Annotated in this window: 22 protein-coding genes; 11 read left to right on the top strand and 11 right to left on the bottom strand. The window is 62.6% G+C overall.

The annotated features are described in order from the left end of the window. Positions 1-88: 88 nt before the first annotated feature. The 3 genes from QM685_RS35015 to QM685_RS35005 form a co-directional block, all read right to left on the bottom strand. The gene (locus tag QM685_RS35015) at positions 89-1,060 is read right to left on the bottom strand and encodes a LysR family transcriptional regulator (protein ID WP_415123831.1); all 972 of its coding nucleotides are present in this window, start codon (positions 1,058-1,060) and stop codon (positions 89-91) included. A 59-nt stretch (positions 1,061-1,119) separates the two neighbouring features. Then, the gene (locus tag QM685_RS35010) at positions 1,120-1,287 is read right to left on the bottom strand and encodes a hypothetical protein (RefSeq protein ID WP_415123830.1); all 168 of its coding nucleotides are present in this window, start codon (positions 1,285-1,287) and stop codon (positions 1,120-1,122) included. Positions 1,288-1,378: 91 nt separating this feature from the next. After that, complete coding sequence (locus tag QM685_RS35005) at positions 1,379-1,591, bottom strand: hypothetical protein (protein WP_415123829.1); 213 nt, start codon at positions 1,589-1,591, stop codon at positions 1,379-1,381. Positions 1,592-1,865: 274 nt separating this feature from the next. Here QM685_RS35005 and QM685_RS35000 point away from each other — a divergent pair, with 274 nt between their 5' ends. From QM685_RS35000 to QM685_RS34990, 3 genes are all read left to right on the top strand, one after another. Then, complete coding sequence (locus tag QM685_RS35000) at positions 1,866-2,909, top strand: alpha/beta fold hydrolase (protein WP_415123828.1); 1,044 nt, start codon at positions 1,866-1,868, stop codon at positions 2,907-2,909. A 330-nt stretch (positions 2,910-3,239) separates the two neighbouring features. Further along, complete coding sequence (locus QM685_RS34995) at positions 3,240-3,593, top strand: DUF4148 domain-containing protein (RefSeq protein WP_415123827.1); 354 nt, start codon at positions 3,240-3,242, stop codon at positions 3,591-3,593. Between the two features lie 82 nt (positions 3,594-3,675). Next, on the top strand, positions 3,676-4,464 hold the full coding sequence (locus QM685_RS34990; protein ID WP_415123826.1) for an alpha/beta fold hydrolase: 789 nt from the start codon (positions 3,676-3,678) through the stop codon (positions 4,462-4,464). Between the two features lie 94 nt (positions 4,465-4,558). Here QM685_RS34990 and QM685_RS34985 read toward each other — a convergent pair whose 3' ends face one another. Beyond that, entirely contained in the window at positions 4,559-5,032 is a 474-nt protein-coding gene (locus tag QM685_RS34985) for an Lrp/AsnC family transcriptional regulator (protein ID WP_415123825.1), read from the bottom strand. 486 nt (positions 5,033-5,518) lie between these two features. Between QM685_RS34985 and QM685_RS34980 the strand changes: the two genes are divergently transcribed. After that, entirely contained in the window at positions 5,519-5,818 is a 300-nt protein-coding gene (locus tag QM685_RS34980; RefSeq protein ID WP_415123824.1) for a type II toxin-antitoxin system Phd/YefM family antitoxin, read from the top strand. Beyond that, positions 5,769-6,083, top strand: a complete 315-nt coding sequence (locus tag QM685_RS34975) for a Txe/YoeB family addiction module toxin (protein ID WP_415123823.1) — start codon at positions 5,769-5,771, stop codon at positions 6,081-6,083. Before QM685_RS34980 ends, QM685_RS34975 begins: the two co-directional genes overlap by 50 nt. Positions 6,084-6,452: 369 nt before the next feature. Here QM685_RS34975 and QM685_RS34970 read toward each other — a convergent pair whose 3' ends face one another. Beyond that, a complete protein-coding gene (locus tag QM685_RS34970; protein WP_415123822.1) occupies positions 6,453-7,502 on the bottom strand; it encodes a LacI family DNA-binding transcriptional regulator in 1,050 nt (349 codons plus the stop codon). A gap of 194 nt (positions 7,503-7,696) precedes the next feature. On the opposite strand from QM685_RS34970, the gene QM685_RS34965 reads away from it, so the two are divergent. The 5 genes from QM685_RS34965 (at position 7,697) to QM685_RS34945 (ending at position 14,007) form a co-directional block, all read left to right on the top strand. Further along, entirely contained in the window at positions 7,697-8,722 is a 1,026-nt protein-coding gene (locus QM685_RS34965) for a TRAP transporter substrate-binding protein (RefSeq protein WP_415123821.1), read from the top strand. Between the two features lie 62 nt (positions 8,723-8,784). Further along, the gene (locus QM685_RS34960) at positions 8,785-10,671 is read left to right on the top strand and encodes a TRAP transporter large permease subunit (protein WP_415123820.1); all 1,887 of its coding nucleotides are present in this window, start codon (positions 8,785-8,787) and stop codon (positions 10,669-10,671) included. A gap of 89 nt (positions 10,672-10,760) precedes the next feature. Beyond that, positions 10,761-11,300, top strand: coding sequence for a VOC family protein (locus tag QM685_RS34955; protein ID WP_415123819.1), 540 nt, complete (start codon positions 10,761-10,763; stop codon positions 11,298-11,300). After that, positions 11,297-12,595: a ribulose-bisphosphate carboxylase large subunit family protein gene (locus QM685_RS34950; protein WP_415123818.1), complete on the top strand. Its 1,299-nt coding sequence runs from the start codon at positions 11,297-11,299 to the stop codon at positions 12,593-12,595. The genes QM685_RS34955 and QM685_RS34950 overlap by 4 nt, the downstream gene beginning before the upstream one ends. A gap of 23 nt (positions 12,596-12,618) precedes the next feature. Further along, on the top strand, positions 12,619-14,007 hold the full coding sequence (locus tag QM685_RS34945) for a four-carbon acid sugar kinase family protein (protein ID WP_415123849.1): 1,389 nt from the start codon (positions 12,619-12,621) through the stop codon (positions 14,005-14,007). Positions 14,008-14,114: 107 nt separating this feature from the next. On the opposite strand, the gene QM685_RS34940 is transcribed toward QM685_RS34945, so the two are convergent. From QM685_RS34940 to QM685_RS34920, 5 genes are all read right to left on the bottom strand, one after another. Continuing rightward, complete coding sequence (locus tag QM685_RS34940; RefSeq protein WP_415123817.1) at positions 14,115-14,270, bottom strand: DUF3309 family protein; 156 nt, start codon at positions 14,268-14,270, stop codon at positions 14,115-14,117. Positions 14,271-14,450: 180 nt separating this feature from the next. Beyond that, a complete protein-coding gene (locus tag QM685_RS34935) occupies positions 14,451-14,657 on the bottom strand; it encodes a hypothetical protein (RefSeq protein ID WP_415123816.1) in 207 nt (68 codons plus the stop codon). A gap of 337 nt (positions 14,658-14,994) precedes the next feature. Then, positions 14,995-15,213, bottom strand: coding sequence for a hypothetical protein (locus QM685_RS34930; protein ID WP_415123815.1), 219 nt, complete (start codon positions 15,211-15,213; stop codon positions 14,995-14,997). A 183-nt stretch (positions 15,214-15,396) separates the two neighbouring features. Continuing rightward, positions 15,397-15,690 carry a hypothetical protein gene (locus tag QM685_RS34925; RefSeq protein WP_415123814.1) on the bottom strand — a complete coding sequence of 98 codons (294 nt, stop codon included), beginning with the start codon at positions 15,688-15,690 and terminating at the stop codon, positions 15,397-15,399. An 88-nt stretch (positions 15,691-15,778) separates the two neighbouring features. Beyond that, on the bottom strand, positions 15,779-16,048 hold the full coding sequence (locus QM685_RS34920) for a hypothetical protein (RefSeq protein ID WP_415123813.1): 270 nt from the start codon (positions 16,046-16,048) through the stop codon (positions 15,779-15,781). A gap of 442 nt (positions 16,049-16,490) precedes the next feature. Here QM685_RS34920 and QM685_RS34915 point away from each other — a divergent pair, with 442 nt between their 5' ends. Beyond that, positions 16,491-18,668: a protein kinase domain-containing protein gene (locus tag QM685_RS34915; RefSeq protein ID WP_415123812.1), complete on the top strand. Its 2,178-nt coding sequence runs from the start codon at positions 16,491-16,493 to the stop codon at positions 18,666-18,668. Positions 18,669-18,794: 126 nt separating this feature from the next. Here QM685_RS34915 and QM685_RS34910 read toward each other — a convergent pair. Then, the coding region (locus QM685_RS34910) for a formylglycine-generating enzyme family protein (RefSeq protein WP_415123811.1) at positions 18,795-19,619 on the bottom strand (825 nt) is incomplete at its 5' end.

Genomic DNA, 19,619 nt, shown 5'->3' with positions numbered 1-19,619 from the left:
GTGTATCGCGTGGATACACTACGACACAATACGCGCGATGCGCTTGTCCGCGCGGTTGCGGATGCGGCGCTCCGTGGCGCCTGATTCGTTAGCGTGCCGCGCGCTTGCGCGCCGCTTTTCTGACTGTATTTGCCGCTCCATTCGCTCTGGCAGTCGAGAACATCGGCATGCGTTCCTGAATCCACCGCAGCAATTCGAGCGGACCCGGTGCGAGCGGCCGCCCGCTTTTCACCAGCACGCGCGCCTGCGCGCCGGAAAAGAGCGGATGCGCGATCGGCACCACCGTCAATTCGCCGCTTGCGATTTCGCGGTACGCCGCAAATTCGCCGATCAGCGTCATGAAGTTGCCGGCGGTCACGAAACGCTTCAATGCACTGAGTGAGTTGGTCGTCATCGTCGCGCGAATCGACACGTTCTCCGCCAGTTCAGCCATCTTGACGACGTGACCGATTCCAAATGTCGAGGGCATGAGCGCAAGCGGATAAGCGTGCAGATCGTCGAGCGTCACGGGTTTTCTTCGCCTGGCGAGCGGATGATCGCTTCTCAACAGCAGCACGACCGGCTGAAGGGAACTCGCGCGATGCTCGATGCGCGGATGAGGCGGCGGATTGTACGCGAGTCCGATATGCGCGCGGCTTTCAGCAACGTCTTCCTGGATGGCGTCCACCGCCAGCATGTCCACGTCGATATCGAGCTCCGGATATTGAGCACAGAACGGCGCGAGTACATCGTCGACGAGCGTATCGACGAAACCTTCGCTGATGGCGAGTCGAATCTGCCCTCGCTGAAGGCCTTTTAGCGCATGCAACTGGTCTTCGAGCTTTTCCTGCTGCGAGCGATAGCCGCGCCAGAATTCGAGCAGATGGATCGCTGCTTCGGTCGGTTTGACGCCGCGCGGCTGCCGTTCGAACAGCACGGCGCCAAGTTCGTCCTCGAGCAGTTTGATCTGCCGCGTAATCACCGACGGCGACGTATTGATGCTCTCGGCGGCGCCACGAATGGTGCCGTGCGTGAGCACCTCGTTGAAATACCGAAGGCGTTGCTGATTGATCTCTCGCATGTTTTACCACCTGACTACGGTTAATGCGTTGCTCATGGAGCAACGATATGCGAATCTGGTTAATCGCGGTATTCGTCAATCTCGATGGTCCTGCCAAGGGCCTCCATCATCATGCGGATATCCTCTGCGATATCCGGCCGAGGCAGAGCCAATCGTTGGATCAGGTAGCGCAGATGCGGCTCCAGGCGCTCACTGCACACCGTCTTTTCGCTATCAAAACCCCACACACCCGTTCGTCGCGCCAAGGCGCGGCCCTGTCCAGTCCAATCCAATCACGAAGCGGTTCCTCCTTGGTTACCGCCACATCTATTGTGTCCATCATTCTGGCAAGACATGGTCGCCCGTTATCGTGAAGTTCGCCGATGCAACAAGTCTGTTCGTCATTCTCGCCTCGCGTTGTTCGTTGACGCCGTGTGCGGCAAGGACCGTCACGTCTTCGCCTGTCGAAACATCAGGATACTCGAACGGCTTTGCATTGCCGAGACTTCGCGGCACGCGCGGGTATCCCGTTTTTTCAAGTGCATCTTTCACATATCGCGTCTCAACAAAAAGGCGGCACTGTGCCGCCTTTTCCGTATGAGATCAACACAGGTCAGTGTCTCGTCGCGGAAGCATTTGCAGCCGCAAGTTTGTCATTCACGCCACGGTTAGTCCGTTGCTCACAAAGCAACGATATGTGAACTTAGTTGCTCTTGTTACCTGTGGCTCGTGCTGCCACTATTCCACTCAAGCAGTACGACAGCGATGAAACAGCAAAGCGGATCAGATTAACTCCGCATATCTACCCTGATTAAGGAGAATCACCATGTCGGATCAGATCAATAGCCGCCGCCGACGCTTTCTCGGAACAACCGTTGCGGGTATCAGCCTGCTCGAGCTGGGACTGAGCGGACTCGCGCACGCGCAGCCGGCCGACACGACCGGCAATGCGAAAGTGGGTGCGCGCGTCGCATCGTTCGAGAACATTCGCTCGATCAAGGCCGGCACGCTCGACATCAGTTACGCGGAAGCGGGTCCGCAAAACGGACCGGTGGTCATTCTGCTGCATGGCTGGCCGTATGACATCCATAGCTTCGCCGACGTGACGCCGCTGCTGACGGCCGCGGGTTATCGCGTGATCGTTCCTTATCTGCGTGGCTACGGCGGCACGCGCTTTCTCTCCGCGGATACGCCGCGTAACGGTCAACAGGCAGTGGTCGCGGTCGACATCATCAACCTGATGGATGCACTGAAAATCGACAAGGCCGTGCTCGGCGGTTTCGATTGGGGCGCGCGCACGGTGAACATCATCGCGGCGCTGTGGCCGCAACGCTGCAAGGCGATGGTGTCGGTGAGCGGCTATCTGATCGGCAGCCAGGAGGCGAACCGCGCGCCGTTGCCGCCGAAGGCCGAGCTGGCCTGGTGGTATCAGTTCTATTTCGCCACGGAGCGCGGCCGCGCGGGTTATGAAGCGAACCGTCATGATTTCAACAGGCTGATCTGGCATACCGCGTCGCCGAAATGGAATTTCGACGACGCCACGTTCGAGCGTAGCGCCGAATCGTTCAATAACCCGGATCATGTCGCGGTGGTGATTCACAACTACCGTTGGCGTCTGGGGCTGGTCCAGGGCGAGCCCCAATACGACGAACTCGAAAAGCGTCTTGCCGCCGCGCCGACGATTTCGGTGCCGACCATCACGATGGAAGGCGATGCGAACGGCGCCGCGCATCCCGATCCGGCAGCATACGCGAAGAAGTTTACCGGCAAGTATCAGCATCGCAACATTGCCGGCGGCATCGGGCACAACCTGCCGCAGGAAGCGCCGAAGGCATTTGCGGATGCGATCCTCGACGTCACGCGTCTTTGATTAGCCGGCTATTGTGCCGGCTTGTTCCACCGACGGTAACCCCAGCAGCCGAACCTCGGCTCCTGGGGTTTTTTCATGGGCGACCCTATGGAAATGCGTGGGAGCGCTCTTTGTATCGCAATGTATCGGGCCCGTACACAGACAAACACGCTTGCATAAAAGGGGGGTGACGAAAACATTCCAGATACGTTGGCGCGTTCAAATGTCGTCACGCAAGGTTGATTCGCAACGTTGCGTGAATCAGGCGGGACATGACGGCGTATCCGTGGTGATGGCTTCACGTCCTGCTCAATCCTTGATCCCTGAATGCCTGAAAACCGGAGAAATCTCATGAAACTCGTTCAATCGCTGATCGTCGCCGCCCTCGTTGCCGCCCCTGTCGCTTCGTTCGCGCAATCTCAATCGCAGCATGCACTGACGCGCGCGGAAGTGCGCGCGGAACTGGTCCAGTTGCAGAAGGCCGGCTACAACCCCGCGAGCGACAACACCCAATACCCGCAAAACATCGAGGCCGCGCAAGCGCGTATCAACGCGGGCAACGACGCAGCGCTCGGCGCTTATGGCGGCGTCGCGAAAGACAAGTCGGCTGCGGGCTCGCGCGCACCGATGAATCGTGCGGCTGCGAATGGCGCGAATGACGGCTCGAATGTCGTCGGCCTCGGCTCGATCTACGCGCATTCCTGATCGATGTGGCGCACGGGCCGTTCGCGCACACCGACGCGGACAGCGCTTTCAACACGATTCCAATCCTGTCGGGACATAAACCATGACCACGTTTCTGAAGAAGTTCACCGGATCCGCATTGCTGCTCGGCGGACTGTTCGCGGCACAGGCCGCGCAATTCGCCGAGGCGGCACCGGCTGACGACCTGAAGGGCAAGAACGTCGTGCTCGTACACGGCGCATTCGCCGACGGTTCTAGCTGGGACAACGTAATCCCGCTACTCGAAACGCGCGGTTTGCATGTGGTGGCGGTGCAGAATCCGCTGACCTCTCTGGCCGACGACGTGGCGGCAACGCGGCGCGTGATCGAGCAGCAGAACGGGCCCGTCATTCTTGTTGGACATTCCTGGGGCGGTGTCGTGGTCAGCGAGGCGGGTAACGACGACAAGGTGAAGAGTCTCGTGTATGTGGCCGCGTTTGCGCCGGACAGCGGCCAGTCCATCGCCGACGTGACGAAGGGCAAGCCCGCCCCGGTCTGGGCGAGCGAATTGCGGAAAGATTCGGCCGGCTATCTGACACTGTCGACGAAAGCGGTGTTCGACGATTTCGCCCAGGACTTGCCGCTGCCGCAAAAGCGGTTGATCGCGGCGACGCAGGAGCCGTGGGCAGCGGGCTGTATCGATCAGAAGGTGACGAAGGCGGCATGGCACGACAAGCCGTCGTACTTCGTGATTTCAAACCGGGACCGCATGATCGATCCGGCGTTGCAACAGGAAATGGCGAAGAACATCGACGCGAAGGTGACGCGGGTCGACACGAGTCACGTTGCGATGGTCAGCCAGCCGCAGGCCGTTGCCGATGCAATCATCGCGGCATCGCGAGCCGCGCATTGAGTGCTATGCAGACGTTATTCAGGCGCCATACAGGCGATGGACGGCACGGCAGACGGATCGCGCGAATTACGCACGCTCCGTTCCGCCTGCCTCGTCAGATCGCAATCGACGGAATGCTCTTCATGCAGCGCAGCGCGAACATCGAGCGGCTATGGCGAATGCCCGCGATCTTGTAGAGCTTTTCACGCAGAAAGCGCTCATAGCCTGCTGTGCCATCCACTGCGACCTTGACCAGATAGTCGTAATCACCCGACACCAGGTATGCCTCGAGTACTTCGCTGAGCGTCGCGAGCTCGGCGCCGAAGCGCGCGAGCGCATCGTCGTCGTGGCGATCCAGTGTCACTTCGAGCAGCACGATGTCCGCGAAGCCGAGCTTCTGCTGATCGAGCAACGCGACATAGCCGCGGATATACCCTTCGTTTTCGAGTTGACGCGTGCGATTCCAGCACGCGGTGGTCGACATGCCGACCAGTTCGGCCAGCTCGGCATTGCTGAGCCGGGCGTTCTTTTGCAACTGACGCATGATCTTGCGATCAAGGTTGTCGAGTGGGCGGTTTCGGGCGGTCATCGCGAGGTTTGGAAGAGTGTTCTGTGAAAGCTGATTATAGGCGTAGATCGTTCTGAATGAACGCGAGAACACCAGAGCTTTAAGAAGCCTATCCAGCCGGGCTGCCGGTATATTTTCTCCATGCATTCATGCCCGGGACAACCGTCCGGACCGTCGGCCTCGCGCCCGGCGTCCTCTGCGGCCACAAGCCGCGCTCCGGTGTCTCGCCGCCTTCACAGGAGGGCGGCACACGGGCGAATTCCGGCGTTACCCGCGCCGGAAGGCGCACCCGCCGGGCGTGGACGCATGTCGATGCATGCGGCGCTGCCGGATTGACTACTTGTACAATCTTTCGTACAATGAAAATCAGCGCGATTCAACACCGGCCGCGACTGTCTTTGTGGCCGGTGTTGAATCGCCGGTTGTCGTTATCTTCACTTTCAATCTTGATGTCGTCACCATTCGTCGCGGATCGGACAGGGTTCGCCGGAGTAGGGTAGGGTTTCCATGAATATCCTGACTTTTAGTGAGGCGCGAGCCAGCTTTAAGCAGGCGCTGGACGCGGTCTGCAGGGACCATGAACCGACTGTCATTACGCGGCAGCGCGGAGAGCACGTCGTATTGATCTCACTGGATGATTACAACAGCATGCAGGAAACATTGCATCTGCTGGGTTCGCCCGCAAACGCGGAGCGGTTGCGTCGGTCCGTCGCCGAATTCAAGGCTGGTAAGACCTCGGAGCGAGGCTTACTGAAGAATGAATCAACAACGCCGGAAGGCCAGAAACAAGGCCGAAGCAAAAAGTGAAGTAAAGGTCGCCTGGCCGTCTGATGCATGGGATGACTATCTTCACTGGCAGCAACACGATATGCGGATAGTCGCGGAGATCAATGATCTGATCGAGGAAATTTTCCGCGATCCGTTCAGGGGAACAGGCAAGCCGGAGCCCCTGCGCGGAGATCTGACCGGCTTCTGGTCGCGTCGCATTACGAAAGTGGACCGCCTTGTGTATATCGTGCAGGACGGCATCATCCACGTCATGCAATGCCGCTACCACTATGCGAAGCCTTGATGCGGGAAGTGCCGCAATGGCGACGCTTTCTCGCATTCGATTATCCTCGCCGTATTTCTCTAAAACCCAAGGGTGTTTCGCAGCGGTACGCTGACCACGCATCAGCACCGTACCGCCGCCCTAAAAGCCGCCAACTCATTACCTGTATTGCGAAATATCAATGGAAAATGAGATACAGGACAACGAGTACGATCAACGGAACGCCAAGCAGCCAGCCGAGTAGGTAGGGCATGATGCGATCTCCTTTCGCGTCGAGGTTTTGAATACGAAGGGGATCCAGCATTCCGTGTGCCCGAGTAGAGCCGGCCGGAACAAAACTTGATACCACCGGCATCCGTCAGATCATACGAACCTGGCGCCGGCATCGAATCACGGCAGGTTCTCGCGCAACACAATGCTGAACTGCACGGGCTTCACGTCGCTCAGCGCATCGCGTTTCTCGCGCACGTTGCGGAAAATCCGCAGACAGTTGCCGACCATTGCCTGTGGCGTTTGCGTAATCAGCGCGTCCATCGTTCCGTCGATCAGCAATGCACGCGTATCGGGCGTCAGACCATGGCCGACGAACAGGATCTTCTGCTCGGAACGCGCTTCGACGATCGCGCGCGCCACACCGTCCGAACCGCCGCCGCTGTTATAAATGCCGGCGAGATCCGGATGCTCCTCCAGTAGCTTGCGCGTCTGCATATAGTTGCGTTCGCTATCGTCGTGTCCTTCGCGCAACCCGATCACACGCACCTGCGGAAACGTCGATTCGATCAGATGCAGAAAGCCGATTTCGCGTTCCTCGTGCCCGCGGTAATTGAGGCTGCCCGCGAGCATCGCAATCTTGCCGCTCGGCCGCGGCCCCATGAAACGACCCAACAGCAGCGCCGCCGTGCGTCCCGCCGCGCGATTGTCGATCCCGACATAGGCAAGCCGCCGCGCATTCGACAGATCCGAAATCAGCGTAATGGCCGGCACGCCCTGGTCCGCGAGCGTATTCACCGCGTCGCGCACGACCGGATGTTCGAGCGCCATGAATACGACGCCATCCGCGCGCTGCCCGTAGTGCAACAGACGGTCCGCGAGTTCGTTCGGATTGAAACTCTCGACGTAATGAACGCGGCACTTCATATCCAATGCACTCCACTGCTCATGCGCGAATTCGATGTAGTCGCCGAGCATGCGCAGATAGCGATTGGTGCCCGCAGGCAGGAGAAACGCGATGCGCATCGGCTTCGAAGCCGATACGACCGGTGCGTCCGGAGTAAGCAGGTAGCCGAGCTGCGCCGCTGCCTGCAATACGCGTTGCGCGGTGACGGCACGCACGCCTTCGCGGCCATTGAGCACACGGTCGACCGTGGCGGTGGAAACGCCGGCAACGCGCGCAATGTCGGGAATGCGCGCGGGGGCGCTGAAGTGAACCGGTTCGGACATGGTCGTCCCTGGCAGATTGAAGTCCATCAAAAAACATCAGAGTGGTGGTTTGACAGCCATTGCCGCGCACGCCTAGTCTTGCAGCTATCGCACCGCGGCTCAACGCCAATGACCGGAAATCAGAACGTTGCAGCGAGTGATGATGGATTTTGATGGATTCGACAGTCACATCAATTATAAGCAAGGAGACGCTCATGACAAACCTCGCGAGACGCAGCCTGCTGCGTGCCGCGGCCGCGGTGCCGGTGGCCGGCGCGCTGGGCTTTCCGGCGATCGTGCGCGCGGCATCCGGGCCGGAGTTCGTGTTCAAGTACGGCAACAATCTGCCGCTCACGCATCCGTTGAACGTGCGCGCGCAGGAAGCCGCGAATCAGGTCCGCGAGGCGTCCAGGGGGCGCATGGAGATCCGGATATTCCCTAACAACCAGTTGGGCGGCGACACCGACATGCTCGCGCAGGTGCGCAGCGGTGGCATCGAAATGTTCACGCCGTCGGCGCTCGTGGTGTCGACGCTCGCGCCGTCGGTGGCGATCAACGCGGTCGGCTTCGCATTCAGCGATTACGACCAGGTGTGGCGCGCGATGGACGGCAAGCTCGGCGCTTACGTGCGCGCGGCGATGCAGAAGGCCGGACTCGAATCGTTCGAGAAGATGTGGGACAACGGTTTTCGCCAGACCACGACGAGCACCGCGCCGATCGTCGATGCACAGAACATGCGCGGCCTGAAGATTCGCGTGCCGGTGAGCCCGCTCAGCATCGACATGTTCAAGGGTCTCGGCGCCGCGCCGACGAGTCTGCAATTCAGCGAAGTGTATTCGTCGTTGCAGACGCATATCGTCGACGCGCAGGAAAACCCGCTGCCGATCGTGCAGGTCGCGAAGCTCTATGAAGTGCAGAAGTACTGCTCGCTGACCAATCATATGTGGGACGGCTACTGGTTCGTATTGAATCAGCGCGCGTGGCAGCGTTTGCCGAAAGACCTGCAGGGCATTGCGAGCGATGCATTCAATCAGGCGGCGATCAAACAACGCGACGACGTGCGCAAGCTGAACGACGCGGCCGTTGCCGATCTGCAAAGCAAGGGCCTCGCGATCAATCGCCCGTCGCCCGATACGTTCCGTACCGCGTTGCGTGAGGCGGGCTTCTACAGCCAATGGAAAGGCCGCTTCGGCAACGAGGCGTGGGATCTTCTCGAGCAATCGGTCGGCAAGCTCGCGTGAGCGCCCCGCGGTCCGGCGAGCCCCGGACCACGCGCGGCTCGCGGCCGCAAGGAGACAGCAGGATGTCGAATCACGCATTGAGTCCGGCGGAAGCCGCGGTGTCGTTGCAGGCGGCAAGCCTGCCGCGCCGCTGGCTGCGTACTTTCGATCGTGGGCTGATCGCGCTCGTCGAAGTGTGCGCGGCGGCGCTGCTCGCGGTGGAAATCGTCGTGATGCTGGCGGGTGTCGTGTCCCGCTATCTGCTGCATCAGCCGCTCGTGTGGTCCGATGAACTGGCCGGCATTCTCTTTTTGTGGCTCGCGATGCTCGGCGCGGTGCTCGCATTGAGACGCGGCGAACATATGCGAATGACGGCACTCGTCAGCCGTTTGTCGCCGCGCTCGCGCGCATTCGTCGATACGCTCGCGATCGTCGCGTCGATTGCATTGCTCGCGTTGCTGATCGCGCCTGCATACGATTACGCGTCGGGCGAAGCGGCGATCGTCACGCCGGCATTGCAGATCAGTAACGCGTGGCGCGCGCTCGCGTTGCCGATCGGCGCGGTACTGATGCTGCTGGTCGGGCTGATTCGTCTCGCGCAGGTGAGCCGCATCGGCGACGTGCTGATCGTGCTTGCGATTGCCGTTGTACTCGGCGCGCTGGCCGTGTTCGCGGGGCCGTGGTTCCAGACGCTCGGCAAGCTCAATCTCGTGATTTTCTTTGTCGGCGTGGTGGCGCTCGGCATTTTCTCGGGCGTACCGATCGGCTTTTCGTTTGCGCTCGCGACCTTCGGCTATCTCGGCCTGTCGACCTATACGCCGCTCGAAGTGGTGGTCGGCCGCATGGATGAGGGTATGTCGCATCTCGTGCTGCTCGCGGTGCCGCTGTTCGTTTTTCTCGGCCTGCTGATCGAAATGACCGGCATGGCGCGCGCGATGATCGAATTTCTCGCGAGCCTCGTCGGGCATGCGCGCGGTGGATTGTCGTTCGTGCTGATCGGCGCGATGTACCTCGTGTCGGGCATTTCCGGTTCGAAAGTCGCGGACATGGCGGCGATTGCGCCGGTGCTGTTTCCGGAAATGAAAAAGCGTGGCGCGTCCGAAGGCGATCTCGTCGCCTTGCTCGCGACGACCGGCGCGCAAAGCGAAACGATTCCGCCCAGCATCGTGCTGATTACGATCGGCTCGGTGACGGGGCTGTCGATCTCCGCGCTCTTTACCGCCGGCATGTTGCCGGCGGCCGTGCTTGCGCTGATTCTGTGCGTCGTCGTGTGGTGGCGCTATCGCAACGAAGATCTGAGCGGCGCGCAACGTTTTACGCGGCGGCAAATCGGCCGGATGTTTATCGTGTCGCTGCCCGCGCTCGCGTTGCCGTTCGTGATTCGCATGGCGGTGGTCGAGGGCGTCGCGACCGCGACGGAAGTATCGACGATCGGTATTGCCTATTCGATGCTGGTCGGGCTGTTGATCTACCGGCGCTTCGAATGGCGGCGGCTCGGTCGCATGCTCGTCGATGCGGCGACGCTGTCCGGCGCGATTCTGTTCATCATCGGTTGTGCGACCGCGATGGCCTGGGCACTCACGCAATCCGGCTTCTCGCAGGATCTCGCGCAACTGATGGGTTCGATGCCGGGCGGCGCGTACGGCTTTCTCGCGGTGTCGATCGTCGTATTCGTGATGCTCGGCAGCGTGCTCGAAGGCATTCCGGCGATCGTACTGTTCGGGCCATTGCTGTTTCCGATTGCGCGGCTCGCCGGCGTGCATGAAGTGCATTACGCAATCGTCGTGATTCTGTCGATGGGTGTCGGGCTTTTCTCGCCGCCGTTCGGGGTCGGCTACTACTCGGCGTGCGCGATCAGCAAGGTCAATCCCGATGCGGGAATTCGCCCGATGGTCGGCTATATGGGCGCATTGATCTTCGGGTTGCTGCTGATCGCGGCGATACCGTGGATATCGATCGGGTTTCTCTAGGCTTTTCATTTCGTCGACGTTCGGGCGCTGCGTTCGCGCGGCGCCGGGGTGTCGCTCGTCCTTCAAACCCGCGGCAACGGGAGAGTTTCATGAGTCGTTTCTTTGGTGAAATCCGGCAGGCAGGCTACGTGGTGCGCGATATCGAGGCTGCGATGGACTACTGGAGCCGCGTGCTCGGCGTGGGGCCCTGGTTTTACAACGAGCGCGTGCCGATCGAAAACTATATGTATCGCGGGCAGCGCTATGACGTGCACAACTCGGTTGCGCTCGCGAACTCGGGACCGTTGCAGGTCGAATTGATCCAGACGCGCAACGACGCGCCGTCGATGTATCGCGACTTTCTCGCCGCGGGTCATACCGGTTTGCAGCACAACGCGTACTGGACCACGTCGTTCGATGCGGATCTCGCGCGTCTGCGGGAGCAGGGCTTCAAGGTTGCGATGAGCGGCGAGGTGGGGCGCAACGGCCGCTTCGTCTACTTCGATACCGAAGATCATCCGGGCACGGTGATCGAATTGTCGGAAATCGCCGGGCCGAAGGGCAAGCTGTTCGACATGATCTATGCGGCGTCGCGCGACTGGAACGGCCGCGAGCCGGTGCGGCCCTTTCCCGATCTGAGCACGCTATGAGCACCGTTCACGCGTTGCGGCAGGTCGATAACGACACGCTCGAAGCCGACTATCTGATCGAAACGCCGCTCGATCCCGCGCGCGTCGCGGACGTCATGGCCGGCGAGCAATCGAGCGGCACGTTCGTGCGGGTCGCCAACGAATCCGACGCGCTGCGCGCGCGCAGCCGCGCCCAGGTGCTGCGAGTCGAGGAGCTCGAAGCCGCCGCGCAACCCTCTCTGCTCAGTGCGTGGCTCACGCGGCAGCGCGCGCCGGGGCCGTGGCGGCGCGCGCGCGTCACGCTGTCGTTTCCGCTCGCCAATATCGGCGCGAATCTGCCGACGCTCGCCGCGACCGTCGCGGGCAATCTGTACGACCTCGGCGAAGTCACGGGCATGCGCCTGCTGTCGTTGCATTTACCGGCCGGGTATCGCGCGTGCTTCGAATTGCCACGTCATGGCGTGGCGGGCACGCGCGCGCTGACGCAAGTGACCGTCCGGCCGATGATCGGCACGATCGTCAAGCCGAACGTCGGCCTGAGCGCGACGGAAACGGCGGCACTCGTACGCGATCTGTGCGAGGCGGGCGTCGATTTCATCAAGGATGACGAGGTATGCGCGAACCCCGCGCATGCGCCGCTTGCCGAGCGCGTGCGCGCGGTGATGTCCGAAGTGCGCGCGTATCGCGAGCGCAGCGGGCGCCCCGTCATGGTCGCGTTCAATATCACCGACGATCTCGATGCGATGCGCCGTCATGCGGAACTGGTCGAACTGGAAGGCGGCAGTTGCGTGATGGCGAGCATCAACTGGTGCGGCTTCTCCGCGATCCAGACGCTGCGCCGCGCGACGCCGCTCGTGCTGCACGCGCATCGCAACGGCTACGGCATGATGTCGCGCGACCCCGCGCTCGGCATGTCGTTTCAGGCCTATCAGACACTGTGGCGGCTCGCCGGTGTCGATCACATGCACGTGCATGGTCTCGCGGGCAAGTTCGCGCAGAGCGATGTGGAGGTGATCGAGTCCGCGCGCGATTGCGCGACGCCGCTCGTGCCCGGCTGCGACGACAGCGTGCTGCCAGCGTTTTCATCGGGGCAATGGGCGGGCACCGCGCAAGCGACGTTCGACGCCGTGCATTCGACCGATCTGCTGTTCATGTGCGGCGGCGGCATTCTCGCGCACCCGGACGGGCCGGCGGCGGGCGTCGCGAGCGTGCGCCAGGCATGGGCGGCGGTGCAGGCCGGCGTGCCGCTCGCGGCCTGCGCGGAGAACATGCCTGAACTGCGGCACGCGTTGCAGTTTTTCGGCACGCGCGCGTGAGTGCGATTCGGAACGGCGACAAGATGACGGAAACGCGCGAATCGCACGGCATCGAGCCGACCTACGCGTTCTACGGCGACGACTTCACCGGCGCGACCGATACGCTTGCGCATCTGGCGCGCGCGGGCCTGCGCACGATGCTGTTCTTCGCGCCGCCCGATGCGGCGCGTCTTTCCATGCTGGGTCGACTCGATGCACTCGGCGTCGCGGGCGCCGCGCGAACGATGGCGCCGCCCGCGCAACAGCGGGAACTCGCGCGCGTCGGCGCCGCGTTTGCCGCGCTCGGCGTGCGCGTGATCCACTACAAGGTGTGTTCGACGTTCGACAGCGCGCCGCATACCGGCAGTATCGGCGTCGCGATTCGCACGCTGCGGGCGTACTGTGCGAGCGAACTCGTCGCGATAGTCGGCGGTCAGCCGAATTTGCGGCGCTATTGCGTGTTCGGCCAGCTATTCGCGGCGGCGGCCGTCGACGACGGGCGACACGCGATCTACCGGATAGATCGTCATCCGACGATGAGTCGCCATCCTGTTACGCCGATGCACGAAGCGGATCTGCGCGTGCATTTGCAACGGCAGGGCGTACAGCACGTGCAGTCGATCGACTGGCGCTGCTACGCAATGGACGATGCCGCGTTGCTGGCCGAAGTGCGGCGCGGGCTCGACACCAAACCCGACGCGTTGCTATTCGATGTACTCGACGACACGCATTTGCATGCGATCGGCAAGGTCCTCGCGCATTACGCGTCGCGCTCGGCGCCATTGCTTGCCGTCGGCGCGAGCAGTGTCGCGCAGGCGTATGCGTGCGCGTGCGGAGCGAGCACGCAATTCATGACGCGCAATGAGGCGGCCGCGCCGTTGACTCGCGCGCGCGGCCCCGTATTCGTGCTGGCCGGCAGTCTCTCGCCATTGACCGAATTGCAGATCGAAGCCGCGCATTCGTATTTGCGCGTGGAGCTGGACCCGCCGCGAATGATCGGCGATGTCGCATCCGCGTATCTGGCGGAACGCGTTGCCGCGATTACCGGAGCATTGCGCGATGGGCGCAATGTACTGGCATTTACCGCGCGACGAAAGGCGAATGGAGAAAGTCGCGCGCATTCCGGCAACGAAGCCGCGCCACAATCCCCGCTCGCGCACGCGTGCGCGACCCTGTTGCAACAGGTACTCGACGCAGTGCGGCTGCAACGCATCGGCATCGCGGGCGGCGATACGTCGAGCTTCGCCGTGCGAGCGCTCGACGCGTGGGGACTGTCTTATCTCGCGCCGCTTTCCGCAGGGGTGTCGATGTGCCGTTTGCACTCCGACCGCGTGGAACTCGACGGTATGGAGATCATGCTCAAGGGCGGGCAGATGGGCGATACGGATCTGTTCGAACAGTTGATCCACGCGCCGATTTTCGATGCCGCGTAATTGCTCTATACGACGCGATGAAGTACGACGAGCCGCCGGTTACGGCGCATCGCATTGCGCGCGGATACCCGGCGGCCCGTCTGGCGTTTCGGTTCGATCTGGCTGGCCTATATCACGCCGGCAATCAGCAGCACGATCACCACGATCACGACGATGCCGACTCCACCAGTAGGACCATAGCCCCACGAGCGGCTGTATGGCCACGACGGAAACGCGCCGATGAGCAGCAGAATCAGCACAATCAGAAGAATGGTTCCTAGCATGTTATGACCTCCGCCTGGTGGATAAGGACCTGCCATCACGCCACGGCCACGCAAAGCCGCGGGGATATCCCTGTCGAGCAAACCCTATGCCTGAGGCGGAGATTGTTGAAAACGGCCCGCGTGTTACGTGGAAAACGCAAGCGCGGTGCCGTTTTTCCAATTGCGGACACGTCGCGCGTCCTATAGATAGGTTCCGCTGATGCGGCCTTCGAAGATGGCGGTGTTGATTTCCCAATCGTCGACGTGGCCGGTGCCGGTGCCATCCACGGTGACGACGACGGAGCGCCCGCCGTGCAGCGTTTTCATCTGCTCGGCGGTCAGCGTCTTTTCGTGGGATGCGTCGCCAGCGCAACGCGGCAGGTCTTTGATGATGACAGTGGCTTTCATGGCATTACTCCTTGACGTGAAAAGGCGAGCACAGTGCGGCGCCCGCTTCGATTTCTGCAAGGCCTATGCCAATGCGCGTGGACGCGACGAGAAAAATCAGACGCTGGCCGCGGCGCGAATCCAGACAAGGATGCACGCGACAGACCGGCCGAATCCCGCGAGAAGCGCAAACGCGCTCGCCACGAAGTGTTCGCGCGCGGCCCACGCATTGCCCGCGAGTGGTTGGATTGCGGCGCGGTTTCGTCGGAAGCAAAGTCTGGAAAAGCAGCTGCAAACAGAAACGGCACGCGCGATTTGCACGTGCCGTTGTGGTGAAACGCCTGCTGTGGCGGCGCTGCTAGCGGCGCTGCCGTTTGCGTTGCAGCGCCGTGTCGGCGATACGCTGATGCGCGGCCGGGAAGCCCGGCGGATATTCGACGACGCGCGTCGCAATCGGCACCAGCGGCGCGGCAATACTCGAGTGCGCGCCGACGCGCGCGCCGCCGACGATCGCGGCCATCGCTTCACGGTCGAGTTCGACGCTTTCGGTCAGATCCTTGATGATGAGCTTTGCCATGGCGGCTCCAGAAAAGCAGTCGGACGGCCGGACCTGCTCAGGTTCCGGCCGCCGCGCTTGCATGAGGTTCGGCATATTGAGGTCTCAACGCACTATCAGTATAGGAAATCCGTTTGCGGCTTGCGTGACGGTGACGCCGTCGCGGCACGGGAGAAATCCCCGGTCCCGCGCTGCTGCATGCGATCACACGGCGGCGTAATTGGCGGCCCACAGCGTCGGGTCGACGTCCAGCTTCAGCGGCATGACGACACCCGGGCCGATCGAACCGATGTTGTTGAGCGCCGCGACGTTCACGTATTGCTGCTGAACCAGATTCTGGTTCACCGTGACGTTGATGTTGGCGATGCCGGCAAGATTGCCGAGACCGCCCGACGGCATGCCGGGCACGCTGCTGCCGGTGCCGCCGGCGAGCGCGGACATGGCCCGGCGGTCGAGCTCGCGGGCGCCGGGCAGATCGCGAATCATGAGGGATGACATGGCGTTTCTCCAGAAATGCATGGAAAGCGGACATGAACGGCGCGCGGCGAAGCGGCCCGCGGGAGCGGGTGCTTCGCCGCGCCACGCATTACATGTGGATGTTGTTGTTCGACTGGAGCAACGGGTCGAACGACGAGGTGATGCCGGCGGCGAGCGCAACGTTGTTGCCGTTGGCGTTCTGCAGGTTCAGTTCGTTGCTGATCAGTTGCGTCGCGGTGACGGTCTTGCTGTTGTTCGGGGCAACGACCGGGCTGAAGTTGTAGTACAGGCTCGGGCCGAAGCCGCCGCGCACGGCGCGCATTGCCTTGCTGTCGAGTTGTTCGGTGACGGCGAGGTCTTTGATCATCAGCGTTTTCATGGTGAGTCTCCTGAAAAAAGTTTTCGCAGTGTTGCGAGTGGTGGTGAGCAATCTGTTTGCTCGGACATCACTAACGCACAGGCTGTGCCAGTTTTATTCAAGGATCCTGATGAAGACGGGAAAACCACGTCGTATAAGGGTTCTCGACTGTACTCGGGAATGTCGCCTCGTGGGCCGATGCGGTTCATCGGGCTGCGAGCGACGGTGGCCGTCCGACACACCCGTGCGTCCTGTTGGTTCTCCCACGACACCAGGCTGCCGCGCGCGAATCGCGGCGCGCGGACCATTCGCGTTTTGCCTGGTCCGTCCGGTTTGCGAAAGCCCGGACCGGGAGCTAGTATCGAAGCGGCACATGTAACTGGTTACGACAGGTTTTCTATCGACCCGCGTGGCTCCGGTCGGATGCGACATAGCCCAGCGGCAACGGCGGTGCTTCGCACAAATGGCTAGCCTTGCGCGTGTGATTCACGACTTCCAGAGCGGCGAGCTGTCTCGTGACGAGTTCGTCGCCCGGCTCGACAGCACGTTGAGAACCGAGCAACTCGGGCCGACGCAGTTGCTGGAGACGCTCGGCGCCGCGCATCGTCAAACGCCGTTGCCTGGGGATCTCTATCTGGAAGTGCGGCGGCGCATCGAACTGTTGCGTGTGTCGAACGTGGCGGCGGGCGGCGAGGAAACCGGCATCCAGACGACGGTGGAAATTCCGTCGCTGCGCTCGTCGAGCGCGGGTAGCGCGGGCGCTTCAGGTGCCTCGACCCCGGGCGGCGCCGCGCACGACCCGATCAAAGGCATCGGCGACACGCTGAATAACCGCTTCGTGCTCGAGGAATGCCTCGGCGTCGGCGGGATGGGCACGGTCTACAAGGCGCTCGATCTGCGCAAGCTCGAGGCATCGGATCGCAAGCCGTATCTCGCGATCAAGGTGCTCAACGTCCAGTTCCGCGGCAATCCGAATTCGCTCGTCGCATTGCAGCGCGAGGCGCGCAAGGCGCAGGTGCTCGCGCATCGCAACATCATCACGGTGTACGACTTCGATCGCGACGGGCCGATCGTCTATCTGACGATGGAGTACCTGACCGGCAAGCCGCTCAGCCAGTTGCTGCGCACGCCGGGCTATCAGGGCATGCCGGTGCGCTCCGCGCTGCCGATCGTACGCGGCATGTGCGCGGCGCTCGCGTACGCGCACGAGCGCGGCTTCGTTCATTGCGATTTCAAACCCGCGAATGTGTTTCTGACGACGAACGCCGAAGTGAAGGTGATCGACTTCGGCATCGCGCGCGTATTCCAGCGGCCGGAAGAGGAAAGCGACGCAACGGTATTCGACCCGGGCAGCCTCGGTGCGTTGACGCCCGCGTATGCGAGTCCGGAAATGATCGAGCATCGCGAGCCGGATCCGCGCGACGATATCTACGCACTCGGTTGCATCACGTATGAGCTGCTGACTGGCCATCATCCGTTCGATCGCCTGTCCGCGACGCAGGCACGTAATGCCGATTTCAAGCCACAGCGTCCGCCGAGTCTCGACTCGAGGCAGTGGCGCGCGCTGCGCGCCGCGTTGTCGTTCGATCGAAATACGCGGATGCCGAGCGTCACGCGCTTTATCGCCGAGTTCGACAATGAAGCGCGCGCGGAAAAGTCGGGCGCGCTCGCGAAGGCGGGGCTCGCGAGTTTCGCGGTGGTGTGCGCGGCGGCGGTCGGTGTGTTCGCGCTGCGCTCGGGGCCGAGCCGCCAGAACGAGGTTCGCAATGAGGCGGCCGGTTCGCCGACGCAGGCCGATCAGGTGGATCGGTCGGGCGGGGCTTCGGCGGTGGCGTCTTCAATTGCGCCGGCGCCGCCGCAGCCGCAGCCGCTTTCCACCGCCGCAAATGAACAGACCGCTACGACGCCGGGCAACCCGCCAGCGAGTGCGATCGCACCGCCGCCCACGCCCGCGCCGAAGCCCGCGCTGACGCTCGCCGCGGTTACGCCCGTGCTTGCGCAGGTGCCATGCTCGGCGCTTTCCGCCGCCGTGCAGGATCACGCGCTGACGGTGCGCGGTTTCGTGTCGCAGCGTTATGGCGCGGCGCATCTGAAAGACACATTGGCCGCGGTTCCGGGCGTCGATACGCTCGCACTCGACGTCCAGCCGCTCGCCGACGACAAGTGCGACGCCGTCAAGGCGCTCGCGCCGTACTGGGTGCGCAACTGGCAGGCGGGGCGCGTCGCGTCGCTGCACGTGCGGCCGCCGAGCGGCCTGTTGACCGAGGGCGACGCGCTCGTCGTCGACCTGAGCACGCCCGGTTTCGACTCGTACGTAAACGTCGACTACTACCAGCTCGACGGCAGCGTCGTGCACATGGTGCCGAGTCCGCGCGTGAAGGACAATCAGGCGCCGCCGAACTACTCGGCGACGATCGGCAGCGCGGGCGACTGGGTCATTGCAAAGCCGTTCGGCGCGGAAATGGTGGTGTTGCTGATTACGCCGGTACAGCTATTCGACAAGCCGCGTCCGGAAAGCGAAGCGCGCGCCGATTATCTGCGCGCGCTCGATGCGCGGCTCACGCAGATCGGCGGCAAATATGGGCAGGATCATATCGTCGCGGATTTCGCACCGATTACGACGCGGCCGCGCGTGCCCTGAGCGGGGCAGCTTTCGAAGCGCAAAGTACTGAAGCAAAGCACTGAATCAGTCCATCGCGCGGTGCCGGTTGGCGGCGCAACCCGAAGCGCGACAATCGATTAGTCGATCTACGGTCCAACCACGGCCCTAGCGCAGATCCTTGACGACGCGAAAGCCGTCCTGCGATTGGCGCACACCCGAGCTGTACTTGAAGCGCGTCGCGCTGAGCATGTAGTTGCCGCCTTCGCGCCAGGAGCCGCCGCGAATCACGCGCATGTCGCAGCCGGGGGTGTCCCACGCGTGGCCGTCGGCGGGCGCGCCCTGGTAGGAGTTGTGCCAGCAGTCGGCGGTCCATTCCCAGACGCCGCCGTTCATATCGTGCAGGCCGAGCGGATTCGGCATGAACGAGCCGACGCTCTCCGGTCCCTCCTTGTGCCAGGGGTCGCCACAATCCTTGCAATTGGCGGTGCCTTTGCGCATCTGTTCGCCCCACCAGTACGCGGTCGTGGTGCCGCCGCGGTCCGCGTATTCCCATTCGGCCTCGGTCGGCAGACGGTACGGCTTACCCGTCGTTTTCGAGAGCCATTTGACGTATTGCTGCGCGTCGTCCCAACTCAGGTCGCGCGCGGGCGCGGCCTTGTTGGTATTGCTTTCGGGCGTGAGCTTCTGGCATGCGTTCGCCGCCACGCACGCATTCCATTGCTCGACCGTCACCGGATACTTGCCGATCGCGAACGGCGCGTCGATGCTCACGTGGTGGACGGGCTTTTCGGACGGGTCGTCGGTATTGCTGCCCATTGCGAACGAGCCGGCGGCCACCGCGATCATGATCGGGCAGCTCGCGCAGTCGCGTATTTCGCCGGCGCTGGGTGGATGCGCGACGGTCTTTTGCGCGAGTGGAGCAGCGGCCGCGGCGGCCGTGGCGCCTGGGGCGGGCGCCGGCGGGGGGGCTGGGGGAGCGGGGGGGGGGGG

This window comes from Paraburkholderia sp. (genome assembly GCF_047605525.1).
Taxonomy (GTDB): domain Bacteria; phylum Pseudomonadota; class Gammaproteobacteria; order Burkholderiales; family Burkholderiaceae; genus Paraburkholderia.
Note: the sequence above shows the minus strand (reverse complement) of the source record. Positions and strands in the feature narration are given on the sequence as shown.